A 20,801-nucleotide genomic window follows, 5' to 3' on the forward strand; every position below is an offset into this window, starting at 1 on the left:
AAGATCCCTTTTGCCACGGCTGTGCATGGCACTGACCGTCGCTCCCGCGGGCCCCGGTCGCTTCGCTCCCTTCCGGGTGCGTGAGTGGTTGCGCTCGTCGCCGCTGCGCGGCGACAAACCAGGATCTTGATTGGTGCTTAATAGGCCGCAGTCGACAAAGCTGCGAGCGCGGTATGCACCATCACCCGCACTCCGTAGCCGATGCAGCGCTCGTCGACGTCGAAGTTCGACTGGTGTAGATCCGCGTGCACATCCTGGCCCGGCGACCCGGTGCCGAGCCGGATCATCGCCCCCGGCACGTCCTCCAGGTAGAACGCGAAGTCCTCGCCGCCCATGCTGATCTCGGCCTCGACGACCCGGTCCGGGCCGAGCGCCGCGCCGGCCGCGCCCGCGATGACCGCCGCCGCCATCCGGTCGTTGATCACCGGCGGAACGCCGCGGGTGTACTTGACCTCGACCTCGGCGCCGGTCGCGGCGACCACGTCGCGGATCAGCTGGGTGATCAGCTCCGGCGCCTCGCGCCAGGCCTCGCGGTTCAGTATGCGGACCGTGCCGAGCACCGAGCCCTCGCCGGGGATCGCGTTGAACGCCTGCCCGGCCCGCACCGCGCCCCAGACCATCGAGACGCCGGCGCGCGGGTCGACCCGCCGGTCGAGCAGGGCGGGCACGTCGACGATGACCCGGCCCAGCGCGTGCACCAGGTCGGCGGTCAGGTGCGGGCGCGCGGTGTGCCCGCCCGGGCCGCTGAGGCGGACCTCGACGGTGTCGGCGGCGGCCGTGAACGGGCCGGAGCGGACGCCGACCAGGCCGGCCGGCAGCTGCGGGTAGCAGTGCAGCGCGTAGATCGCCACGACGTCCTTGAGCGCGCCGGTGGCGATGACCTCGGGCGCGCCGGACGGGACGCACTCCTCGGCGGGCTGGAAGATCAGCCGGACCCGGCCGGGCAGCTCGCCCTGCTCGTTCAGCTGGGCCAGGGCGAGGCCGAGGCCGAGCAGCACGGTCGTGTGCACGTCGTGTCCGCAGGCGTGCGCGACCCGGTCGACCGTCGAGCGGTACGGCACGTCCTTGGTGTCCTGCAGCGGCAGCGCGTCGAGGTCGGCGCGGAACGCGATCACCCGGTCGCCCTCGCCGATGTCACAGATCAGGCCGTTGCCCTTGGGCAGCAGCCGCGGGCTCAGGCCGGCGACGGCGAGCTCGCGGGCGACCAGGGCGGCGGTCTCGAACTCCGCGTGCGACGGCTCCGGGTGCGCGTGGATGTGCCGCCGGATCGCTACCAGCTCGGCGCCCCGGGAGGCGAGCCAGCGGTCGAGCTGGCCGGGCAGCGGGTCGGCGCCCGGCGGCGGCCCAGGGAAGGGCGCCAGCTGGGAGTCCTCGGGCACGGTCAAGGCACTTGTCACGTCGGATTCTCTATCGCTCTCGTCAACTGAACCGGTTTCCGCAACGCGCGACAGCTTAGACCTGATGAGGTGACGCTGTGCAACGCCATTCCCGCAATGATCAACCCTAACCGTGTCACTAAAGCCCTGATTAGAGCCTTTCGCGGGCGGCATCAGTTCACCATCTCCTACAACGGGTAACGAAACGCGAAGGTAACGCGGTTCCGGCCCGACCCGAGACCTCGATCAGAAGTGCTCAACCGGGTGGTACACGCCCCACACGTCGCGAAGTGTGTGGCATACCTCGCCAACGGTGGCACGCAGTCGCAAGGCCGCGCGCATCGGGGGCAGGACGTTCTCCGTACCCCGCGCCGCCTTGCGCAGATCCTCGAGCGCCGCCTCGACCGCCGGGGTGTCGCGCTCGGCGCGCAGCTTCGCCAGCCGGGCGGCCTGGTCGGCCTCGATCGCGGGGTCGACCCGGAGCGGCTCGTACTTCTCCTCCTCGTCGATGCCGAACCGGTTCACGCCGACGACGACCCGCTCGCCGCTGTCGATCTGCTGGGAGATCCGGTACGCCGAGGTCTCGATCTCCTGCTTCTGGAAGCCCTGCTCGATCGCCTCGACGGACGAGCCGAAGCTGAAGACCCGCTCGATCAGCGCGGCCGCGGCGGCCTCGACCTCGTCGGTCATCGCCTCGATCACGTACGAGCCGGCGAACGGGTCGACGGTGTCCACCAGGCCGCTCTCGTACGCGAGCACCTGCTGGGTGCGCAGGGCGAGCCGGGCCGACTTCTGCGTCGGCAGCGCGATCGCCTCGTCGTACGCGTTGGTGTGCAGCGACTGGGTGCCGCCGGCGACCGCGCCCAGCGCCTGCACCGCGACCCGGACCAGGTTGACCTCCGGCTGCTGCGCGGTGAGCTGCACGCCGGCGGTCTGTGTGTGGAACCGCAGCATCAGCGACTTCGGATTCTTCGCGCCGAACTCGTCGCGCATGATCCGGGCCCACATCCGCCGGGCCGCGCGGAACTTGGCGATCTCCTCGAGCAGCGTGGTGCGCGCGACGAAGAAGAACGAGAGCCGGGGCGCGAAGTCGTCGACGGCGAGCCCGGCGGCGATCGCCGCGCGCACGTACTCGATGCCGTTGGCCAGCGTGAACGCGATCTCCTGCGCGGGCGTCGCACCGGCCTCCGCCATGTGGTAGCCGGAGATCGAGATGGTGTTCCACTTCGGGATCTCGGCGCGGCAGTAGGCGAACGTGTCGGCGACCAGGCGCAGCGACGGCTTCGGCGGGAAGATGTAGGTGCCGCGGGCGATGTACTCCTTGAGGATGTCGTTCTGGATCGTGCCGGTCAGCGCGGCGCCGGGCACGCCCTGCTCCTCGGCGACGAGCTGGTAGAGCAGCAGCAGCACCGAGCCGGGCGCGTTGATCGTCATCGACGTGGAGACCTTGTCCAGCGGGATGCCGTCGAAGAGCTGCCGCATGTCGTCGATCGAGTCGATGGCCACGCCGACCTTGCCGACCTCGCCGTGCGCGATGGGGTCGTCGGAGTCGTAGCCCATCTGGGTGGGCAGGTCGAACGCGACGGACAGGCCCATCGTCCCGGCCGCCAGCAGCTGGTGGTAGCGGGCGTTGGACTCGGCCGCGGTGCCGAAGCCCGCGTACTGCCGCATCGTCCACGGGCGCTCGGTGTACATCGTCGGGTAGACGCCCCGGGTGTACGGAAACGCTCCGGGCTCGCCGAGCCTGGTGTCGATGTCGGGCGCCACGTCACCGCTGCCGTAGACCGGCTTGATCTCGAACCCGGATTCTGCGTTCACAACGGCGATCCTAAAGCAGCGTTCAGCACGCGCGGGTGAGGTATTTTGCACTCTCCGTCCGAAAAGTTCCACCCTATGCGACAGCTCGGCTACCCACGGTCGAGGTTTGGATAACACCCCCTCGGCGGCTTTCCGAAAAGGGGTGGGAACCGGCAAGATAGCCTGGTTGGCCGACAGCCCCCTACCCCCTTCGGTGGCATCTCTCGTGACTCAGATTCCGACCTGGAGCGGTGGCAACTCTGCTCCGACCAGCGGACGCGCGGCCCCGGGCACGCTCATCGGCGGGCGTTACACGCTGCGCGCCGCGGTGGGCCATGGCGGCATGGGCACGGTCTGGCGGGCCGCGGACACCCTGCTGCGCCGCGACGTAGCCATCAAGGAGGTCATCCTCCCGCCCGGCCTGGCGCCGAGCGACCGCGACTCGATGTACGAGCGGACGATGCGCGAGGCGCGGGCCGCCGCCGCCCTGCAGCACCCGGCCGTCGTGCAGGTCTACGACGTGGTGCACGAGAACGGCCGCCCGTGGATCGTCATGGAGCTGCTGGAGGCGCGCAGCCTCGCCGACATGGTCATCGAGGACGGCCCGGTCGCGCCCCGCGTGGTGGCGAAGATCGGCATCGCGCTGCTCGGCGCGCTCGAGGTCGCGCACGCGCACGGCGTGCTGCACCGCGACGTGAAGCCCGCCAACGTGCTGATCTGCACCGACGGCCGCTGCGTGCTCACCGACTTCGGCGTCGCCCGGATGCCGACCGACGTCCAGCTGACCACGCCCGGCATGGTGCTGGGCTCGCCGCACTTCATCTCGCCCGAGCGCGCGATGGGCAGCGACTTCGGGCCGCCCAGCGACCTGTTCTCGCTCGGCGTCACGCTCTACACCGCGATCGAGGGCCGCCCGCCGTTCGACAAGGGCGACCCGATCGAGACGATGCACGCCGTCGTCGAGGACCCGCCGACCCCGGCGGTGCGCGCGGGCTCGCTGACCCCGGTGCTGATGGGGCTGCTGGAGAAGGACCCGGCCCGGCGCTTCGATGTGCAGAGCGCGCGCACCATGCTGCGCCAGCAGCTGGCCGGCCCGCTGGCCAGCAAGGCTCCGCCGCACATGATGACGGACCCCTACTCGGTGGTGCCGGCGCAGCGCCCGCCGGCGGCCGAGACCCAGCCCATCCCGCCGCCGCAGCCGTCCGGCCAGATCGGCGGCCGGGCCATGCTCGCGCCCGGCGAGTCGCTGACCGGCCGCCTGTCCAAGCTCAAGCAGGGCAGCACCGGCGGCCGGCGCCGCGCGCCAGAGCCCCCGGACGCGCCGACCGGCGCCTACCCGCCGCCGCCCGCCCTCGACGACAACAACCGGACCAGCGTGATCCCGCCGGGCGCGCCGGAGAGCGACGCGACCAGCGTGCTGCCGCCGCGGCGGCAGTGGGACGGCGCCCGGGCGGCGCGTGATCCGATGCCCGGCACGGTCGTGACCAGCCCGGCCGCCAAGCGGCGCGCCGTGATCGAGAACGCGGTCGCCGCGGTGCGTGACAACGCCACGAAGGCCGTCGACACGGTGAAGGGCTGGCCGCGCAACACCCAGCTGATCGCCGGCGGCGGCGCGCTGGCCGTGGTCGTCGTGCTGGTGCTGGTGTTCTCGCTGACCGGCGGCGGCGAGCAGCCGCTGCCGCCCGACCAGCCCTCGACCGGCAATCAGGTCGTGCCGGCGTCGCTGGAGACCCAGGACTACGAGGGCGACGAAGCCGTCACGGTGAAGGTGCCCAAGGGCTGGACCCGCGCCGCGAGCGGCAACTGGGTGGACTACGTCGACCCGGACGACAAGTCGACCAAGGTCCGCGTCCTGATCGAGCCCGGGTCCATCCCGCCGAGGAAGTTCGCCGAGACCACGGCGCCGGGCACGCTGAAGAAGTCGAAGGCCTGCCCCAAGCCGTTCAACCACCTCGGCGCGACCGACGTCGAGGTCTCCGGGCTGGCCGGCGCCCAGTTCGAGTACACGTGCGGCGAGGGCGACAGCATGCGGCACGGCATCTGGTGGCAGACCACCACCGGCGGCAAGATGTACTCCTTCTACCTCACCACCACCGAGGCACAGTTCGGCGACCGCAAGCAGTACTTCGACGAGATGGCCAAGACCTTCACCCTCCAGGCAGGCTGACCCGGCCCGCCGTGCTATCCACTGAGCATGGCAACTGACGACCTTCGCAGGCTGGCCGAGACCTGGCTCGCCGACGATCCCGACCCGGCCGCGCGCGACGAGCTCCGGGAGCTGCTCTCCCGGCTGCCCGGCAGCGCGGATGAGCTCGCCGACCGGTTCGCCGGCCCGCTGACCTTCGGGACGGCCGGCCTGCGCGGCCGGCTGCGCGCCGGGCCGAACGGCATGAACCTCGCGGTCGTCACCCGGGCGGCCGCCGGCCTGGTCGGCTGGCTGGCCGCGCAGGGCGGCCAGGGCCCGCTCGTCATCGGGTACGACGCCCGGCACGGCTCGCGGGAGTTCGCCCAGCAGACCGCGCGGGTGGCCACCGGCGCCGGGCGGGCGGCGCTGCTGCTGCCCCGGCCCCTGCCGACGCCGGTGCTGGCGTACGCCGTGCGGGCGCTCGACGCGGTCGCGGGTGTCATGGTCACCGCCAGCCACAACCCGCCGCAGGACAACGGCTACAAGGTCTACCTGGGCGCACAGCTCGGCGGCCCGGGCGGCGCCGGCGCGCAGATCGTCCCGCCGGCCGACAGCGGCATCGAGGCCGCCATCCAGACGGCCGGCCCGGTCACCGCGGTTCCGCTCGGCGAGCCCGGCACGGTCCTGGAGGAGCAGATCGTCCAGGGGTACGTGGACAGCGCGGCCGCCGTCGTCGCGCCCGGCCCTCGCGATCTGAGGGTGGCCTACACGCCCCTGCACGGCGTCGGCGGCGAGGTGTTCGCGGCGGCGTTCGCCCGGGCCGGGTTCCCGGCGCCGGGCGTCGTCGCCGAGCAGGCCGAGCCGGACCCGGAGTTCCCGACCGTCGCGTTCCCCAACCCGGAGGAGCCGGGCGCGATGGACCTGCTGCTCGCCCTCGCCTCGGAGCTCGGCGCCGACCTGGCCATCGCCAGCGACCCGGACGCCGACCGCTGCGCCGTGGCCCTGCCGGGCGCGGAGCCGGGCAGCTGGCGCCCGCTCAGCGGCGACGAGCTCGGCATCCTGCTCGCCGACCACCTGATCCGGCGCGGCGCTGCCGGCGCGTACGCCACCACGATCGTGTCGTCCACGCTGCTGCGCGCGCTCTGCGCCGCCCGCGGCGTGCCGTACGCGGAGACCCTGACCGGCTTCAAGTGGATCGTGCGCGGCGCGGAGAAGCTCGCGTACGGCTACGAGGAGGCGCTCGGCTACTGCGTGGCGCCCGGCCTGGTGCGCGACAAGGACGGCATCACCGCCGCACTGACCGTCGCCGAGCTGGCGGCCGCGCTCAAGGCCGAGGGAAAGTCCCTCGCCGACCGGCTCGCCGACCTGGACACCGAGTTCGGCGTCCACCGCACCGGCCAGCTGTCGATGCGGGTGGAGGACCTCGGCGAGATCACCCGCACGATGGCCCGGGTCCGCGCGAACCCGCCCCGGACCCTGCTCGGCGACCAGGTCACCGACGTCGAGGACCGGCTGCCGGACGCCGACGTGCTGACCCTGCGGACCGCGCGCTGCCGCGTGGTGATCCGCCCGTCGGGCACCGAGCCGAAGCTCAAGGCGTACCTCGAGGTGGTGGAGCCGGTCGCCGACGGCGACCTGGCCGCGGCCCGGCTCCGCGCCGAGGCCGCGCTGAACGGCGAGCTGCGCCCGGAGATCGCCACCGCGCTCGGCCTGGACTGACGAGGTGCGGATCCGGGGCCGCACGGCCCCGGACCGCGGGTCAGACCTTCGGGGCGCCCAGGGCCGCGGAGATCGCGCGGCCCAGGGTGGCCACGACGAGCGCGACGCTCGGGCGCACGATGGAATCCTCAAGGTTCATGGTGCCGTAGAAGCCGGCGCCGCTGGCGATCTCCTCCAGCCGCTCGTGCGCCCGCGCCGCCTCCTCCGGCGGCAGGCGCAGGGCCGGCTCCATCCGGGCCGCGATCAGCAGGGTGGCCAGCGCCGCCGTCCGCTCGTCCGGCGGCGCGTCGGTGATCAGGGCCTCGGCCAGCCGCTTGCGGATCTCGGCCTCGAACGCGGGATCGGCCGTCGGGTAGCGGTGCACGTGGATGTGGCCCAGCTGGGTCTCGTCCACGTCGCGCACGACGCCGCGCGCGATCAGGTCCTGCAGGACCCGGTTGCGCAGGTTGTGCCGCAGCCGCTGGACCCACTGCGCCGGCGTGTGCGGCTCGTCCGCGGCGGCCTTGGCGAGCACCAGGTCCGCGATCGGTTCGCCGGTCGGCGTGGGGTCCTTGACCACCAGGTTCCCGTTCACGTAGGCGATCCGGCCAGCCAGCGCAAGGTCCACCAGCACGGCCGCGGACATGCCGAGGTCGAGCCCGATGCGGGAACCGGTCGCCTTGCCGGTCTGGTCGTCGTACGCGAGGAGGAGGAGTTCCTCAGCGAGCGCGATGGAGGTCATGGGCGAAACGATAGTGGCCGCGGTCACCCCGCGGAAACCGCAACTCCTCCGCGGGGTTAATCAGCGGGCGGCCAGCAGCCAGTCGACCAGCTTCCTGGCCGCCTGGCCGGCGCCGGAGGTGGCGTGGCTCTCCGCGAACGACTTGGCCGCCTGCCCGTACTCGGCGGTGAGCGGCCCGAGGTTGCCGACGGCCGCGACGACCTCGGCCGAGGTGCGCAACAGCGGGCCGGGCGCGGCCGTCGCGAGATCGACGTTCAGGCCCGGCGAGGCCTCGAAGTGGTCGAGGTCGGGCACGTACAGGATGGCGGGCCGGCCGGTGAGCGCGAAGTCGGCCAGCAGCGCCGAATAGTCGGTGATCAGCACGTCGGCGGCGAGCAGCAGGTCGGCCACCCGCGGGTAGGCGGAGACGTCGAGCACGCCGGGCACCAGGCCCAGCACGTCGTCGCCGAGCGCGGGATGGCGGCGGACCAGCAGCTCGTGGCCCGGCGGCAGGGCGGCCACGACGCCCGGCAGGTCCAGCAGCTTGCCCGGGTCGCTCCAGCCGCGCTTGCGCAGGTCCATCGGCCGCCGGGTGGGCGCGTAGAGAACCAGGCGGGTGTCGGCGGGCAGCTCCAGGCGCTCGAGCACCGCGGCCCGGGCCGCCTCCGCGTCCGTCGTCGTCAGCGGGTCGTTCGCCGGCCGGCCGTACTCGAGCACGGTGCCGCCGAAGCGCAGCTCCCGGCGCAGCACCGGGGTGGCCGACGGGCCCGGCGAGGCCAGCGCCGTCCAGCTCGCCGCGTCCGATTCGACCTGGTCGATCAGCTCCTGGCCGAGCGGGTGGGCGATCGCCTGCGCGCCGAAGCGGGCCACCGGCCAGCCACCGGCCAGCCGCAGCACCACCTGGCCCTCCCGCGGCTTGAACCAGCGCGGCAGGCTGTCGTTGGCGACGATCCAGCGGCTGGTGGTCAGCGCCTCGTACCAGGCCTCGCTGCCCAGGGTGACCGGGTCGGCGCCGGCCGGGACGGGCTGCCCGCGCTCGACGGTCCAGCGGGCCGCCGGCGCGCCCGGGCGGCCGGTCAGCTCGGCCAGCAGCGCGGCCGGGTCGTCGGCGAAGCGGCGGCCCGGCGCGGCGTCGAAGAGCACGACCTCCCGCAGGGCGGTGGTGGCCGCCGCCCGCCCGTACGCGGCCGCCAGGCGTTCCTGCTCGGCCGGGTCGAGGGCGGGAGCCTCCACGACGATCACGGCCCGCTGGTTGCTGGCCGTCCGCAGCACGCTGCGCACGCCGTCGGGGGCCGTCGCGGAGGTCGGCAGGGCGGCGCCGACGGCGTCGGCGAAGCCCAGCGCGGCGATGGTCCGGTGGTAGGCGCCGTCGCAGCTGAACGAGAGATCCCAGGTGCCGGCGACCAGCGGCAGCGGGCCGCCCAGCCCCGGAACGGCCGAGGGGTCGACCGTCACCTGCCAGCGGCCGTCCAGCACCCGCAGCGGCAGCCGGACGTCCCGGCGCCGGCCGCGCAGGCGCAGCATCAGCTCGCCCTCGACGGGGCGCGGGCTGTCGCCGCTGAGCACGAGGGCGCCGTCGGAACGCCACTCGGCCCCGGTCACCACCGGGCCGGCCGGCCGGGTGCAGAGGGAGACCTGCCCGCCGGCCGAGACGGTGGTGTAGACCTCGTCCGTGCCCACGACGGTCCGGGTCTGCGCGTAGTCCTCGTCGGCGACCAGCTGGACCGGCTTGTCCTTGACCACGATGTCGATCTTGAAGTTCTGCGCGTACAGGCCGGCGGCGTGGTTGTCGTCGTCGACGTCGAGCCCGATGCCCGCCAGCGGGATCCGGGCCGAGAACGCGAAGCCGTCCGCCACCGGGCTGACCTCGGCCGGCACCTGGCGGCTGACGATGCCCCGCACCCGGCTCAGCTCGATCCGGACCGCGTCCCGCGGCCGGCTCCGGAGCCGGCCCTCGAGTACCAGGTCGTCGCCGTCGCGGCGGCTCGCCGTCAGCCAGCCGTCGGACTTGCTCACCCGCAGCCGCAGCCAGCCCTTCGTGACGATCGGGGTGACCCAGACGCCGGGCGCCATCTGCTGCCGGGGCAGGGGGTCGGTCCAGTCGTCGGGCATCCGGAGGGCGGCGCGGCGCAGCGTCATGCCGCGCGTCGCGGCGACCGCGACCGTCCAGGTCCCGCTGCGCCAGATCTTGCCGACCCGCAGCGACATCGGGTTCACCGAGACGGCGAAGCCCGCCGCCTGCTCGGCCGCCGGGGCCTGCGGGTCCTTGTGCGCCCGGGCCCGCAGCGGGATCTTGCGACGGCCGCCGTCGCTGGAGAGCCAGAGCAGCCGCATCGAGCCGAACCGGCGCGGCGCCCCGCCCGGCACGTACGCATAGCCGGTGAGCTCCAGGCGGCTGTCCCGCCAGGCGAGCGTGCGGACGCCGGAGGCCACCCTCGGCGGCGGCGCCGCCTTCGGCTTGCGGAAGCCCTTGTCGATCAGCTCGATCAGCTCGTCGACGCGGCGGGCCCGGATCAGCTTCCAGTGCTTGCGGACCTTCGCCGGGAGCCGGTCGACGGCGCCCGGGTCGACGTCGTCGAGGTAGGCCGTGGCCAGGTCCAGGAACGTCGCCCGGAACTCCGGCGAGGCGGCCGGCAGGTACTTCAGGTAGCTGCTCAGCTTGTCCCAGATCGCCTGCTCCTCGTACACCCGCAGGAGCTCGGTCTTGCCGGCGTCCCGGAGCAGCCGCCGCGTCAGGTTCACGGAGTAGAACCGGTCGATCAGGTTGCGCTGGTCGTTGTCGGACTGGGTGATCGAGCGGACCGCGCCCTCGCGCACCCGCCAGAAGTAGATCGGCTCGTTGACGATCGCCACGCTCTTGGCCAGCGCGTGCGCCGGCACGGTGACCGGCACGTCCTCGAAGAGCCGGCCGACCGGGAACTCGAAGCCGTGCGCGTCGTAGAAGCTGCGCCGGTAGACCTTGTTCCAGATGGTGCGGTCGCGCAGCAGCTTCGCGTTGCCCGAGACGTGGGTGTTCAGGTCGGTCGGGCCGATCGCGTCGTTGTGCGGCCCGCCCCGGTAGGTGCCGCGCGTCGAGTAGCGGCGCACCGCCCCGCTGGCGAAGTCGGCACCGCCGGCCATGGCCTGGACCAGCAGCTCGTAGGCGTGCGCGGCCAGCACGTCGTCGCTGTCGACGAACGCGATGTACTCGCCCTTCGCGACCGGGACGGCCACGTTGCGTGCCGCGCTGAGGCCGGCGTTGGCCTGGCTGATCAGCTGGAACCGGGAGTCCGCGGCGACGAACTCCTCGGCGATGCCCGCGCAGCCGTCGGTGCTCCCGTCGTCCACGAGCAGGACCTGCAGGTCGGTGTAGGTCTGTGCGCGCAGCGAGTCGAGGCAGTCGCGCAGGAACGGCTCAACGTTGTAGATCGGCACGATGACGCTTACCAGCCCAGGGACGAGCTCAGTCATCGAGGGAAACCTTTCGATCAGCGACGGGCGACTTCTCGTTCAGCAGGATCCGGCGTACCACCCGCTCCGCGGCGTGGCCGTCCTCCAGGGAGCAGAACCGCTCCCGGAATCGGGCGCGGAACTCCGCGGCCTGGTCGCCGTCGATCTGACCGCTGCGGAAGGCCGCGACCAGTTGTTCGAAGGTACGCGCGAAAGTGCCCGGGTGCTCGGTGGGCAGGTCGAACGTTACGCCGCGCACCGCCCGGTAGATCTCCCAGTCCGGCGCGAAGATCACCAACGGCCGGTCCAGCACCGCGTAGTCGAACATCGCCGAGGAGAAGTCGGTGATCAGCACGTCGGCGGCCAGGTAGAGCGTCTCGACCGAGGGGAACGACGAGACGTCGACGACGCGCGGATGCCGCACCGGGAAGCCGGCCAGGCCGTAGAAGTAGTGCCCGCGCAGGAGCACCCGGGTGTCCGGGCCCAGCTCCTCGGCGAGCGCGTCGACGTCCAGGGGCGGCGTGAAGGCGGCGTGCCACTCCCGATGGGTCGGCGCGTAGAGCACCACCCGCTCGCCGGGGGCGATGCCGAGCTCCGCGCGGGCGGCCGCGACGTCCTCGGCCGTGGCGAGGGCGAGCCGGTCGTTGCGCGGGTATCCGGTCTCGAGCGTCTCGCCCTTGACCGGGAACTGCCGGTCCCACAGCAGCGTGGTGTGCCGGTTCGCGGTGATGCTGAAGTCCCACTTGGCGATGTTGCGGCGCATCCGCGCGGCGTTGTAACCGACCGTGGAGGCCGGGAACTTCGGCTGGTCGAGCCCCATGGTCTTGAGCGGGGTGCCGTGGTGCGTCTGCACGTGAACCGCGCCGGGCCGCTTCACCACCTCCGGCGGGAAGGTGGCGTTGTTGATCAGATACTTCGCCCGCGCGATGGCCCGGTAGTAGGCCCTGCTGCCGGGGACGACGACCGGAACACCCTTCGGCATCGACTTGCCCGGCTTGGCGACCCAGACACCCCGGACGGCGGGGGCGAGCTCCCGGGCCTTCTCGTAGATGGCGGCGGGATTGCAGGCATAGCCGCGGTACCAGTACGCCGCGTAGACGGCCAGGTTCTCGTCGATCGGCAGCCGCAGCTGCCACCGGTAATAGCCGCGCAGCGCCAGCTTGCGCAGCCGGCCCTTGGCCGTGCCGAGCGAGTTGCGAACCTTGCCGGCCGCCTTGCGGGTGCCGCGCAGCGCCCGGAACGCCGTGAACGAGTCGGCGGCGATCAGCCTGCGACTCAGTCCGCCGGCGCCGCCCGCCGCCCCGTGCTTGCGCAGCAGCCCGGAGATCTCGGCGAACATGGCCCGGCGTGCCCGGGCCGGCATCCGCCGGCCGTCCTCCATGATCTTCGTCAGCTCGGTGACGGCCCGGTCCAGCGCGCGCCGGCGCAGCTCGGGCGCGGCCGCGGCGATCGCCGGACGGCTCAGCAGCTGGTCGAACTGCCCGACGGCGGCGGCGTGCTTCGCCGACCGGGTGGTCCGGATCGAGCGGTCCCGGTCCAGCCGCCGGATGTAGCAGGCGGCTGGCAGGGTGTCGACGACGGACGCCTCGGCGAGCACCGCGTAACCGAATGCGACGTCCTCATACCAACCCGGCGTGAAGCGGATGCCGGACTCGGTCAGGAACTGGCGGCGCACCACCAGGGCGCCCAGCGGCGGTACCGGGCCGCTCAGCGCCGCCGGGCCGGTCTTCACCGACGCCGGCGTGTAGTCGCCCGACACGGACCGGTTCCACCGCTCACGCGCGGTGCCGACGACGAGTACGTCGGGCTTCTCCTCGAGCAGCTTCGCATTGATCGCGGCGAGCGCGCCCGGCACGATCCGGTCGTCGCCGTCCACGAACCAGACGTACTCGCCGGTGGCTCGCTCGAGACCCGCGTTACGCGCCGCGCCGGGGCCGCCGTTGACGTCGAGGTGCAGCACGGTGACCCGGGGGTCGCGGGCCGCGTACCCGTCGAGGACCTCGCCGCCGTGGTCGGGGGAGGCGTCGTCGACGCCGATCACCTCGACCTCTACCGCCTGTTGGTCGAGCAGCGAGCCGAGGCATTCGGCGAGGTAACCCTGGATGTTCCACGCGGGGACGACGATGCTGACGAGGTTCGGCATGTAGGTGCGCAGACCGTCCATTAGATGACTTCAAGGGGGCACCTAGAGTAACACCCGGCATATTCCGGAATTGTTTCCCCGGTTTCCGTCACCGGCCGGTCAAGGTTCACACTGCAACGATGGACCACACGAATATCGACTCCGAGGCCGGCAGCCGGCCGCCCTTCTTCCACCCGTCCGCGGACGTGGAGGAAGGCGCCCAGATCGGCGCCGGAACGAAGGTATGGCACCTCGCGCACGTCAGGTCTTCGGCGATCGTCGGCGACGACTGCGTGATCGGTCGCAACGTCTATCTCGACGCCAACGCGGTCGTGGGCAGCCGAGTCAAGATCCAAAATAATGTCTCGGTGTACCAGGGCGTGACGATCGAGGACGAGGTGTTCGTCGGGCCCTGCGCCGTCTTCACCAATGACCTGCGACCGCGGGCACAGAACGCCGATTGGAAGATCACCCCGACGCTGGTGCGCCGCGGTGCCTCGATCGGGGCGAACGCGACGCTGATCTGCGGCATCGAGGTCGGCGAGTTCGCGATGATCGCCGCCGGTTCCGTAGTCACCAAGGACGTCGCGCCGTACCAGCTGGTCGCCGGCAACCCGGCCCGGCCGAGGGGCTGGGTCGACGAGAGCGGCGAGATCGTCAGCCGCGACCCCGAGCGCAGGTAGCCGGCCGTTGCGCCCGGGGCGGGCGGACCCGCCCCGGGACGAGGCTTCAGCCGCCGATGACGATCCGGCGGATCCCTTCCAGGCGCGCCGGGTCGGTCGTCCGGCGCCCGTCGACGATGACCTTGACACCCGGCAGGTCGGCGCTGGTCAGCGCGCGGTACTCGGCGTGGTCCGCCTGGACGACCGCCGCGCCCAGCTCCTCGCCGTTCCACGGCGGCAGGCCCAGCGCGGTCAGCTCGGCCGCGCTGTACATCGGGTCCGAGACGTAGGGCTTCGCGCCCCGGCGGCGCAGCTCCTCGACCGCCGGGAAGACGCCCGAGAACGCCGTCTCCTTGACCCCGCCGCGGTACGCCGCGCCGAGCACCAGCACACCGAGCCCGTCGAGGTCGCCGACCGCGGCCGCGAGCAGGTCCACCGCGTACGCCGGCATCGCAGTGTTCGCCTCGCGGGCCGCCCGCACGACCGTGGCCGACGGGTCGTTCCACAGGTACAGCCGCGGGTAGACCGGGATGCAGTGGCCGCCGACCGCGATGCCCGGCCGGTGGATGTGGCTGTAGGGCTGGGTGTTGCAGGCGTCGATGACCAGGTTCACGTCGACGTCGATGGTGTCCGCGAACCGGGCGAACTGGTTCGCCAGGCCGATGTTGACGTCCCGGTAGGTCGTCTCGGCGAGCTTCGCCAGCTCCGCGGCCTCCGCCGAGCCGAGGTCCCAGACGCCGTTGGGCCGGCTGAGGTCCGGGCGGTCGTCGAAGTCCAGCACGGCCTCGTAGAACTCGACACCACGCTGCGCCGAGCCGGCGTCCACGCCACCGACCAGCTTCGGGTACTTGCGCAGGTCGGCGAAGACCCGGCCGGTGAGCACCCGCTCCGGGCTGAAGACCAGGTGGAAGTCGCGACCGGCGACCAGGCCGGAGCCCTCCTCGAGCAGCGGCGCCCAGCGGTCCCGGGTGGTGCCGACCGGCAGCGTGGTCTCGTAGCTGACCAGCGTGCCCGGCCGCAGGCCGCGGGCGATGTCGCGGGTCGCGGACTCCATCCAGCCGAAGTCCGGCACGCCCTCGCCGTCGACGAAGAGCGGCACGACGACCACGACGGCGTCGGACTCGGCGACCGCGGCGGCGGTGTCGGTGGTGGCCGACAGCAGGCCGGCGCCGACCGCTTGCTTGAGCTTGACGTCCAGGTCGGCCTCGCCCGGGAACGGCACCAGACCGTCGTTGACGGTGCGGACCGTCGGCTCGGAGACGTCCGCGCCGATCACGGTGTGCCCCTTTGAGGCGAACTGGACGGCGAGCGGCAGCCCGATCTTGCCCAGGGCTACGACGCAGATCTTCATGCTGGCGTTAATCCTCCTTGGCGCGTCTCGCGCCGACGACCCCATGGACGGTGATGAAGCTTAGACCGGCGTTCCCGGCTCAGGACGGCTCGAGCACCTGGCGGTAGACCGAGGTCAGGACCTTGGCCTGAGCCGCCCAGGTCCATTCGTCGAGCAGGCCCGGCTTGTCGTACGCCCCGCGGTAACGCTTCGGGTCGTCGAGGACGGCCTGCACGGCGCGGACGTAGTCGTCGAGGTCCTCCGCCGTGAACACCTCGCCCTGTCCGGTCTCCCGAACGGTCGCCGCCATCGTCCGCACATCGCTGACCACCAGCGGCAGCCGCGCGTGCGCGTACTCGAAGAACTTGGTGATCAGGGCGATCTCGTGGTTCGGCCAGTGGTGGATCGGGATCACGCCGACGTCTGCGCCGGAGAGCATCGGCACGACCTGCCAGTGCGGCACATAGCTGAGCACGTGCACCCGGTCGAGGACGCCGAGCTCCTTGGCGCGCTCGACCAGCCCGGTCATGAAGACGCCGTGGTGGTTGTTGGTCACGAGGGCGACGTGCACGCCGGGCTGCCGCGGCAGCGCCTCGACCATGATGTCGAGGCCACGCTGCGGCGCGGCGGCGCCGCTGTAGACCAGCAGCGGCACGTCGGGGCCGATGTCGCACATCTCGCGCAGGTCGGCCTGCGGCAGCTCGGGGAGGTCGTCGCCGTCCTCCAGCTCGGGGGCGTGCTCGACCGCCGGGGTGTTGAGCACCACCCGCGGCCGGGCGGCGAGGCCGTGCGCCTCCTGCAGCATCCCGGCGAGGTCGTCGGAGACGGTCATGGCCGCGTCGACGTACTTGACGTACTCGCGCTCGTGGGCCATGTGGCCGATCCGCCAGCGCTCGTGATCGGTCCACGGGCGCACGCCGGGCAGGAACTCGTGCGCGTCCCAGACCAGCTTCACGTCCCGGCCGGCACCCTTGGCGCGGATCTTCGCCCGGGCACCGACGCCGAGCATCCGGAAGTCGTTGGCGTGGATCAGGTCCGGCTCGAGCTCGTCGATGACGCGACCGTAGGCGATCTCCCAGTCCCACAGGCCCGGCTCGATCCGGCGCCAGGAGCGGTCGCCCATCGCCTTCTGCCAGAACCAGGTGTAGAGCCGGTCGGAGGGGGTGTCGAGCCGATTGCGGGCCTTGCGCCACTTGTCGGACTGCTTACGGCGTACCGACACCCAGCGTGACATCGCCCGGGCCGCCAGCCACTCGGCCCGCAGGGTCGTGGCCTGCAGCCCGCCGGCGCCGGCCGCGCGCCGCACCTGCAGGTCGGCCTTCCGGGCCCGGACCGCCTGCGCCCGCTGCGCGCCGACCCCGGTCGGCGGGTACGCCAGGGGCGCGACCAGCCAGTGCCGGCGGAACTCGTGCGGGCGCTTGGCCAGCGGCGTGGCCATCGGCAGCAGCCGCACCCGCGCGGGGCCCAGGCTCCAGGTGTGCTCCTGCTTGTCGGGCGAGCGGCCCAGCAGCGTCACGTCGAAGCCTGCCTCGGCCGCGGACCGGGCCTCTTTCTGCACCCGCGAGTCGCCGTTCACGCCGTTGTCGACCAGCATGACGACCCGGCGTCGATCCTGCGGTGGCCCGGCCACGTCGAATCCCATGACGCTCTCTTCCGCTTTTATCGATGTTCCCTGTCGAGATCGCCGCGCCGCCGGGCGCCGCATCGCGCCCCGGGCATCGGGACCCGCGGACCGTAGCGTCACGACGTCGACGAATCAATTCGCGATGACGACCATATAGGGCTTCTGCACCCGAGGGTCCGGCACGCCCGGGGTGCACAGACCCATCGCATCGAATCAATTACACAGAGTGACCAGGTGGCCAACATCAACGAATGAATGACTTTCCGCGCTGAATGTTTTACTTTATCTCGCACCGTTGACCCCTGTCCGACTCCTGACGGACGGTCACCTGTTACCGCGCCGGAAGTAGGAACCCCAAGCATGATTCGTCGCCCCCGGTCGATCGGCCGGCGCTGGGCCCGTGTGACCGGACCGCGGCGCCGGCCCGACACCGGCCGCCCGCACGCCTACTACCTGGCGATCGGCTTCCCGCCGGCGGCGAAGAGCTGTGCATACCGGATGCGCGAAACGGCCAACCAGCTGTACGCCGCCGGGTGGGATGTCACGGTGATCACCATTTGTCAGGAGGCCTGGGAGCGCGAGTTCGGGCTCGATCACAGCCTCTCCGCGGACGTCGACCCGGGTGTCCGCATCGTCGAGCTGCCGCTGATGCGCGAGGACCTGGACACCGACGTCCGGAACTTCTCCGAGCGCCGTTCGCTGCTGCCGTCCGAGTGGGGAGTCGAGGAGGTGCACCGGCACCTCGAGCAGTTCCCGGAGCCCCGGTTCGGCGGTTGGCGCCCGGCCCTCGAGGCCGCCCTGCTCGACCTGCACCGGCGCGACCCCGCCGACCTGCTCGTCACCACCTGCGCGCCGTACGTGAACCTGTCGGCGACCTGGCGGCTGTGGCAGGAGCACCGGGTGCCGTACGTCGTCGACTTCCGCGACGGCTGGTCGGTCGACGTGATCGGCGGCGGCGAGGCGTTCACCAAGCACTCCATCTCCGGGCGCTGGGAGGCCAAGCTGCTCGACGCGGCGGTCGCCGTCTGGTGCGTCAACGACCCCATCGCCCAGCACTACCGCGAGCGCTACCCCGAGCTCGCGGAGAAGATCTCGGTAGTCCGCAACGGCTACGACGAGGCGAGCGTCCCCGCCGTCACCCGGCTGCCCGACCCCGCCGAGGGCCTACGCTTCGGTTACCTGGGCACGCTGACCTTCCAGCCGAAGCTGTTCGCCGCGGTGCTCGACGCGTGGCGCGCCGCCCGGGCCGACGACCCGCTGCTGGCCGGCGCGACCCTGGACTTCCGCGGGCACATCGGCGCGGGCTCGGCCCGCGAGGACAACGCCTACATGGAGATGCTGAGCGCCGCGCACGCCGACGGCGTCCGCTTCGGCGGCCCGGTGCCCAAGGCCGAGGTCGCCGACGTGTACGCGAGCTGGGACGTCATCCTGCTCCTGGTGATCGGCGGCCGCTTCATGACCTCCGGCAAGGTGTACGAGGCGCTCGCCAGCGGCCTGCCGGTGATCTCGGCACACGAGGCGGAGCACGACGCGTCCACCGTGATGTCGGCCAGTCCGCTGTGGACCGGGGCGGTCGGCTTCGACCCCGACCTGCTCGCCGCCTCGTTCCGGGCGGCCGCCCGGCTCGCCCGCGAGGCCACCGCCGAGGACCGGGCCGCGGTCCGGGCCGGCGCACTCCGGTACGCGCGCGCCGCCCAGATCGAGCCCGCCGTGCGCCACGTCACCGCCACCGTCTTGAAGACGCCTGTGCTCGCCGGGGAGCTGTCCGCATGACCGAGGTCCTGATCGTCACCAACTGGATCCCGGGACGGCCGACCGTGCTCGCCGACACCGTCCAGCAGCTGCACGACAGCGGGGTACGGGTCACCATCGTCTCCGGCTGCGACCCGGAGAAGATCAGCGTGCCGGAGGGCACGGCCACGCTGCACGGCCTGCCCGCCGTGAAGAGCCTGCCGCGCGACGACCGGGCCGAGTACAAGCGCGCCGTCAAGGGCCGCAAGCTCTGGCTGCGGGCCCGCGCCGACCGGAAGCTGCGCCGGCTGGCCGGTGCCGCGGACGTCCTGGTGGCGCTCGACGCGAACGCGCTGCACACCGTCTGGCAGCTGTCCCGGCGATACCGCGCGTCCGATGCCGTCGTCGGGCTCGCGCCCGCCCTCGCGGCCGTCGCCAGGCGCGCCGAGAACCCGTCCCGTTACGCGAGGCGCCGGGTCGTGCGCCGCGGGCCGTCGCCGGTCGTCGCCGTCGCCGCCGTCCGCGAACGCGCCGACCGGCTCGTCGACAAGGTGGCCCGGCGCGGCTCCGGCCGGCGGGTCCTGGGCCGGCCCGGTGGCCGCCGGGCGTGGGAGCTGCTGCTCGACGCGCCCGGGCTCGGCGACACCAGGCGGATCAGGTGGGGCGAGCAGATCACCGAGCGGCTGCTCGCGATGGGCCTGCCCGACGCGGCCGGCGCGGCGAGGATCGCCGCGACCCGCCGGCTGCACGCTCGGGCGACGAAGGCGGAGTGGCTGCGCGAGGCGGCGACCGCCGAACTCGAGGCCGGCCGCATTCCGGTCTTCCTGCGCGAGGCCGCGGCGGCCGAGCTTGACCTCGCCGACAAGGCGCTGGCCCGCGACGACCTCACCGAGGCGACCCGGTCCGTCTCCCGGATCATCCCGCTGCTGTTCAACCGGGCCGTGCACTTCGACTCGCTGGAGTCGCCGTCGGCCAAGGACCCCGCCGGCTTTCTGGCGCCGCTGCACCGGAGCAAGGCCGGCCAGGCCCTGGTCGCGCCGCGCGGGCGGCGGACGCCGGCCGTCGCGCCGCCGGGCGACCGCCCGCACCGGCTGCTCTTCCTGACCCGGGCCAACGAGTACTTCCTCGGCGACATCCGGGAACGCTACGACGCGGACCCGCGGTTCGAGGTGCGCAGGTTCAGCCTGCTCGACGACGAGGAGCGGGAGCCGCTCAGCCGGCAGACGGGCAAGCTCGTCCGGCACCTGCTGGCCGGCAACTCCGAGTACGGCGACCAGGTACGCGAATGGTTCGCGCCGCACATCGAGTGGGCGGACACCATCTTCGTCGACTGGTGCCTCGGACACGCGGCGATGCTGACCACAGTGGACCCGGGTAGCACCCGGATCATCGTCCGGCTGCACAGCTACGAGGCGTTCACGGTCTTCCCGCACCTGATCGACATGTCCCGGGTCGACGACCTGGTCTTCGTCTCCGAGCCGCTGCGCGAGTTCACCCTCGACGTCGCGCCGCGCCTGCGGGAGCCCGGCGCGCCGCGCACACCGGTGATCACCAATGCGGTCAAGCTCGACCGCTATCGCCGCCCGAAGGCCGACGAGGCGCGCTTCAACCTGGGCCTGGTCGGGCTGAGCGCCATCGCAAAGGACCCGCTGTGGGCCTTCGAGGTGCTGCGCGAGCTGCGCCGCCGCGACGACCGGTACAAGCTCGTGCTGATCGGCAAGGAGATCGACGGCTCGCCGAACGCCACCGCCGCCGCCTACCACCGGCGCTTCGCGGCCGAACTGGAGAAGCTCGAGGGCCAGGGCGCCGTACGCCGGGTCGGTCAGACCGACGACGTGCCGGCGGCGCTCACCGACGTCGGGGTCATCCTCAGCACCTCGGTCCGGGAGAGCTTCCACCTCGGACTGATCGAGGGCGCGGCGAGCGGCGCGGTGCCGGTGGTCCGGGACTGGCCGTTCTTCGCCGGCGGCAAGGCGAGCGCCCGCAGCATCTTCCCCTCGGACTGGATCGTGACGACGCCGCAGGCGGCGGCCGACCGGATCATGGCGCAGACCGCCACGGACGAATCCTGGCGCAAGGCCGGCGAGGCCGCGGCCGCACACGCCATGATCACCTGGGACTGGTCGGTCACCCAGGCCGAGTACGACCGGCTACTGCTCTCCTGATCCGGTCGCCGTGCCACACGA

12 protein-coding genes are annotated in these 20,801 nt (G+C 72.5%); 5 read left to right on the top strand and 7 right to left on the bottom strand.

Annotation, left to right across the window (positions count from 1 at the left end):
• Positions 1-137 precede the first annotated feature (137 nt).
• Complete coding sequence (locus ACIBSW_RS04170) at positions 138-1,397, bottom strand: amidohydrolase (protein WP_354717448.1); 1,260 nt, start codon at positions 1,395-1,397, stop codon at positions 138-140.
• Positions 1,398-1,622: 225 nt separating this feature from the next.
• A complete protein-coding gene (locus ACIBSW_RS04175) occupies positions 1,623-3,194 on the bottom strand; it encodes a methylmalonyl-CoA mutase family protein (RefSeq protein WP_354717449.1) in 1,572 nt (523 codons plus the stop codon).
• 205 nt (positions 3,195-3,399) lie between these two features.
• Here ACIBSW_RS04175 and ACIBSW_RS04180 point away from each other — a divergent pair, with 205 nt between their 5' ends.
• Together ACIBSW_RS04180 and ACIBSW_RS04185 are read left to right on the top strand one after the other, a co-directional pair.
• A complete protein-coding gene (locus ACIBSW_RS04180) occupies positions 3,400-5,340 on the top strand; it encodes a protein kinase domain-containing protein (protein WP_354717451.1) in 1,941 nt (646 codons plus the stop codon).
• A gap of 27 nt (positions 5,341-5,367) precedes the next feature.
• Positions 5,368-7,017 carry a phospho-sugar mutase gene (locus ACIBSW_RS04185; protein ID WP_354717453.1) on the top strand — a complete coding sequence of 550 codons (1,650 nt, stop codon included), beginning with the start codon at positions 5,368-5,370 and terminating at the stop codon, positions 7,015-7,017.
• A 40-nt stretch (positions 7,018-7,057) separates the two neighbouring features.
• On the opposite strand, the gene ACIBSW_RS04190 is transcribed toward ACIBSW_RS04185, so the two are convergent.
• The 3 genes from ACIBSW_RS04190 to ACIBSW_RS04200 are packed head-to-tail and all read right to left on the bottom strand — an operon-like array spanning position 7,058 to position 13,310.
• Entirely contained in the window at positions 7,058-7,738 is a 681-nt protein-coding gene (locus tag ACIBSW_RS04190) for a GPP34 family phosphoprotein (RefSeq protein WP_354717455.1), read from the bottom strand.
• Positions 7,739-7,798: 60 nt separating this feature from the next.
• On the bottom strand, positions 7,799-11,167 hold the full coding sequence (locus tag ACIBSW_RS04195) for a CDP-glycerol glycerophosphotransferase family protein (RefSeq protein ID WP_354717457.1): 3,369 nt from the start codon (positions 11,165-11,167) through the stop codon (positions 7,799-7,801).
• Positions 11,160-13,310 carry a bifunctional glycosyltransferase family 2 protein/CDP-glycerol:glycerophosphate glycerophosphotransferase gene (locus tag ACIBSW_RS04200; protein WP_354717459.1) on the bottom strand — a complete coding sequence of 717 codons (2,151 nt, stop codon included), beginning with the start codon at positions 13,308-13,310 and terminating at the stop codon, positions 11,160-11,162. The genes ACIBSW_RS04195 and ACIBSW_RS04200 overlap by 8 nt, the downstream gene beginning before the upstream one ends.
• A gap of 98 nt (positions 13,311-13,408) precedes the next feature.
• Here ACIBSW_RS04200 and ACIBSW_RS04205 point away from each other — a divergent pair, with 98 nt between their 5' ends.
• The gene (locus ACIBSW_RS04205; protein WP_354717461.1) at positions 13,409-13,951 is read left to right on the top strand and encodes an acyltransferase; all 543 of its coding nucleotides are present in this window, start codon (positions 13,409-13,411) and stop codon (positions 13,949-13,951) included.
• A gap of 46 nt (positions 13,952-13,997) precedes the next feature.
• On the opposite strand, the gene ACIBSW_RS04210 is transcribed toward ACIBSW_RS04205, so the two are convergent.
• Complete coding sequence (locus ACIBSW_RS04210) at positions 13,998-15,281, bottom strand: nucleotide sugar dehydrogenase (RefSeq protein WP_354717463.1); 1,284 nt, start codon at positions 15,279-15,281, stop codon at positions 13,998-14,000.
• 79 nt (positions 15,282-15,360) lie between these two features.
• A complete protein-coding gene (locus ACIBSW_RS04215) occupies positions 15,361-16,902 on the bottom strand; it encodes a glycosyltransferase family 4 protein (protein ID WP_354717465.1) in 1,542 nt (513 codons plus the stop codon).
• A 342-nt stretch (positions 16,903-17,244) separates the two neighbouring features.
• Here ACIBSW_RS04215 and ACIBSW_RS04220 point away from each other — a divergent pair, with 342 nt between their 5' ends.
• Both ACIBSW_RS04220 and ACIBSW_RS04225 read left to right on the top strand, forming a co-directional pair.
• Positions 17,245-18,657 (top strand): glycosyltransferase, encoded by a 1,413-nt coding sequence (locus ACIBSW_RS04220; RefSeq protein WP_354717466.1) that lies wholly within the window; start codon positions 17,245-17,247, stop codon positions 18,655-18,657.
• On the top strand, positions 18,654-20,780 hold the full coding sequence (locus ACIBSW_RS04225) for a glycosyltransferase family 1 protein (protein WP_354717467.1): 2,127 nt from the start codon (positions 18,654-18,656) through the stop codon (positions 20,778-20,780). Before ACIBSW_RS04220 ends, ACIBSW_RS04225 begins: the two co-directional genes overlap by 4 nt.
• Positions 20,781-20,801: the final 21 nt, after the last annotated feature.

The sequence above is a fragment of the Actinoplanes sp. NPDC049668 genome, from assembly GCF_044465445.1.
Classification (GTDB): Bacteria; Actinomycetota; Actinomycetes; order Mycobacteriales; family Micromonosporaceae; genus Actinoplanes.

Excerpts from the sequence above, each read along its gene's own strand:
- ACIBSW_RS04190 (WP_354717455.1), bottom strand. The coding sequence starts at position 7,738 with ATGACCTCCATCGCGCTCGCTGAGGAACTCCTCCTCCTCGCGTACGAC.
- ACIBSW_RS04220 (WP_354717466.1), top strand. The coding sequence starts at position 17,245 with ATGATTCGTCGCCCCCGGTCGATCGGCCGGCGCTGGGCCCGTGTGACC.
- ACIBSW_RS04225 (WP_354717467.1), top strand. The coding sequence starts at position 18,654 with ATGACCGAGGTCCTGATCGTCACCAACTGGATCCCGGGACGGCCGACC.
- ACIBSW_RS04185 (WP_354717453.1), top strand. The coding sequence starts at position 5,368 with ATGGCAACTGACGACCTTCGCAGGCTGGCCGAGACCTGGCTCGCCGAC.
- ACIBSW_RS04215 (WP_354717465.1), bottom strand. The coding sequence starts at position 16,902 with ATGGGATTCGACGTGGCCGGGCCACCGCAGGATCGACGCCGGGTCGTC.
- ACIBSW_RS04205 (WP_354717461.1), top strand. The coding sequence starts at position 13,409 with ATGGACCACACGAATATCGACTCCGAGGCCGGCAGCCGGCCGCCCTTC.
- ACIBSW_RS04210 (WP_354717463.1), bottom strand. The coding sequence starts at position 15,281 with ATGAAGATCTGCGTCGTAGCCCTGGGCAAGATCGGGCTGCCGCTCGCC.
- ACIBSW_RS04200 (WP_354717459.1), bottom strand. The coding sequence starts at position 13,310 with ATGGACGGTCTGCGCACCTACATGCCGAACCTCGTCAGCATCGTCGTC.
- ACIBSW_RS04195 (WP_354717457.1), bottom strand. The coding sequence starts at position 11,167 with ATGACTGAGCTCGTCCCTGGGCTGGTAAGCGTCATCGTGCCGATCTAC.